The sequence below is a fragment of the Stenotrophomonas sp. 2YAF22 genome (assembly GCF_052114665.1).
GTDB lineage: Bacteria > Pseudomonadota > Gammaproteobacteria > Xanthomonadales > Xanthomonadaceae > Stenotrophomonas > Stenotrophomonas indicatrix.
In genome coordinates, this window is sequence record NZ_JBFRFE010000621.1 from 1 (window position 1) to 2,548 (window position 2,548).

Annotated in this window: 2 protein-coding genes and 3 pseudogenes; 4 read left to right on the forward strand and 1 reads right to left on the reverse strand. The window is 67.1% G+C overall.

What is annotated here, in order from left to right; genetic code table 11:
* Both AB4Y84_RS19030 and AB4Y84_RS19035 read left to right on the forward strand, forming a co-directional pair.
* Window positions 1-421, forward strand: a 421-nt coding sequence (locus tag AB4Y84_RS19030) for a fimbrial protein (protein WP_442250668.1), incomplete at its 5' end; no start/stop codon positions are given.
* A 57-nt stretch (window positions 422-478) separates the two neighbouring features.
* Window positions 479-1,204 (forward strand): fimbrial biogenesis chaperone, encoded by a 726-nt coding sequence (locus tag AB4Y84_RS19035; protein WP_038690519.1) that lies wholly within the window; start codon window positions 479-481, stop codon window positions 1,202-1,204.
* 150 nt (window positions 1,205-1,354) lie between these two features.
* Here AB4Y84_RS19035 and AB4Y84_RS19040 read toward each other — a convergent pair.
* Window positions 1,355-1,573 (reverse strand): annotated as a pseudogene (locus AB4Y84_RS19040) (autotransporter outer membrane beta-barrel domain-containing protein); the annotation flags it as partial.
* Between the two features lies 1 nt (window position 1,574).
* On the opposite strand from AB4Y84_RS19040, the pseudogene AB4Y84_RS19045 reads away from it, so the two are divergent.
* A pseudogene (locus AB4Y84_RS19045) lies at window positions 1,575-1,883 on the forward strand (penicillin-binding protein activator); the annotation flags it as partial.
* Between the two features lie 44 nt (window positions 1,884-1,927).
* Window positions 1,928-2,548 (forward strand): annotated as a pseudogene (locus AB4Y84_RS19050) (FAD-binding oxidoreductase); the annotation flags it as partial.

Sequence of the window (2,548 nt, forward strand, 5' to 3'; positions counted from 1 at the left end):
GCTCACCTCCACCTGTGCCGTGCAATCCACCGGCGGCACGATCACCGTGGCGATGGGTCAGGTCGATCTCGCATCGGTCAACGCCAATACCCGTGCCGGCCAGAAGAACTTCAGCATCAGCCTGGATTGCACCGGTTCGGGTGCCTCGCAGGACGTGGGCGTACGCTTCGGCGGTACGCCGGATGGCAGCACCGGCAATCTGAAATTGACTGCGGCGTCCACCGCGCGCCAGGTCGGCGTCGCGCTGTATGACGCCGCCGGCGTCCAGCAGAAGATCGGTGAAGATCCCACCCAGTGGGTGACCATCGCCGCCAATGGCAGCGGCCAGCTCGACTATTCCGCGTGGTACGCATCGCCGGCACAGGATGCTACGGCCGGCACCGCCAATGCATCCGGTGACTTCGTGGTGCTTTACCGCTGAGCCGCCCCGGGATGGCTGGCGTCACCGCTGGTCATCCCTTCCATCGAGAGGTGACATATGAAACCCCGTGCATCGACTGGGGCCTTCGCGCTGGCCGTCTTCCTGGCGTCCCTGCCCGCGTCGGCAGCGGTAACCCTGCAGGGCACCCGCATTGTCCATGACGCCCAGAAAGGCCGCGACGTCACGATCAAGGCCAGCAATACCGGCGGGCAACCGGCAATGACCCAGGTCTGGATCGACGATGGTGACAGCCAGGCGCGTCCAGAGAACGTGCGAACCCCCTTCCGGCTGACGCCAGCCGAGCCGCGCCTGCTGAATGCCCACCAGGGCCAGGCCTACCGCATTACGTATGCGCCGCGTCCGTCGGAGCCGGCGCTGCCGACCGACCGCGAATCGGTGTTCTATTTCAACCTGCTGGATATCCCACCCAAACCGGCCGATGCCGCGGGCAAGAACCTGCTGCAGTTCGCGGTGCGCACGCGGGTGAAGCTGTTCCACCGGCCTGCGGGTCTGCCAGGAGCAGCGCGTGATGCCGCTGCAGCACTGGTATGGTCCAGTGCAGACAATGCGTTGCAGGTCACCAACCCCACTGCCTACCACGTGACGCTGAGCACGCTGACGCTGGCTGACGGCCGCAAGGTGGACGTGGACATGATCGCCCCGGGCCAGCAGGTGCACTATGCGCTGCCGACGGGTGCATCGATGCCGAACCAGGTGACGTTCCAATGGCTGGATGATTACGGCACCCCGCGCGACCAACAGGCCACGGTAGGCGCCCCGTAACGCCGCGCATTGCGAGCCGTAGAGCTTGGCTCTGCCCGGCTGCGCTGGAACATCCGCAGAAAGCAATCGGGCAGAGCCCGGCGCTACGATGATGCACGAAGCAGCACGCGTAACGCGAAGGAGCCGGGCATTACCCGGCTCCTTTTTTTGTTACCAGCGCACGCGCATCCCCAGCTGGCCACCCACGTTGCGGTAGGCGTGGTCGCCACGCTGCACGCTCATGCCACCCCACGCCGACCAGCGCTGACCCAGCTTCAGCTCGGCACCGGCCTGCACTTCATAGCGGTTGCGTGGCATATCCGCGCCCAGGGTTTCGCCATTGAAGGCGAGTGCGTTGGTGCGCGGTCCACGCAGCCAGTTGGCCGCCATAGACGACATGGCCCTGGACGGCATCGTGTACCCCAACGAAGCGTGGAACGTGCGTGGCGTGCTGGGCCTGCCGTCGGCCAGCACCGCCGGGCAGATTCTGCCCACCGCGCGTGGCGCGGCCGGCCGCCTGTTCGCGTTCGGGTTCGATGCATGGAAGATCAGCGCCTACCTGGACAAGATGGCCAACGAAGGCGGCCTGCCAGGCGCCACCGGCACGCTGTTCCTGGACAGCAACGGCAACGTGCTGCGCGTGCCGGCCTGGTCGACCTTCAGCGGCGGCCGGCCGATGCCAATCGCCAGCGCCAACTAAGCCCCATGCCAACCGCGCGGGCACAGCGGGGCRCGGCGGTGGAAGCTGCCGCGCAGGCTTACCTGTGCAATGCCGGGCTGCAGCCGATCAGCGCCAACGAGCGCTATCGCGGCGGCAACCTGGCGTGCAATGCCGGTGGCCCGCGCGCGGTGAAGTACGGCACCAGCCGCGACAACGTGCTGGGCCTGGTGGCGGTGACCGGTACCGGCGAGGTGATCCGCTGCGGCGGCGCCTACACCAAGGACGCCACCGGCTACGACCTCACCCATCTGCTGGTGGGCAGTGAAGGCACGCTGGCACTGATCGTGGAAGCCACGCTGAAACTGACCCCGCTGCCGGTCAGCCAGGCTGGCCTGCGCGTGCTGTACCGCGATGCCGATGCCGCCGCCGCTGCCATGTCGCGGCTGATGTCGCAGCCAGTCGTTCCCACACGCTTGGAATTCATGGACGCGCGCAGCCTGGAGCTGCTGCGTCGCAATGGCGCCGACGTGCCGGAAGCGGGTGCGATGTTGCTGGTCGAGGCCGATGGCGACCACGACACCCTGCCCTACCTGTTGCAGGCATTGGCGACCGCCGCCGAGGGCGACGGCATGATCGAGCTGGATGTGGCGATGGAAGGCCGCGCGCGCGATCAGTTGTGGGCTGCACGCAAGGCCTTGTCACCC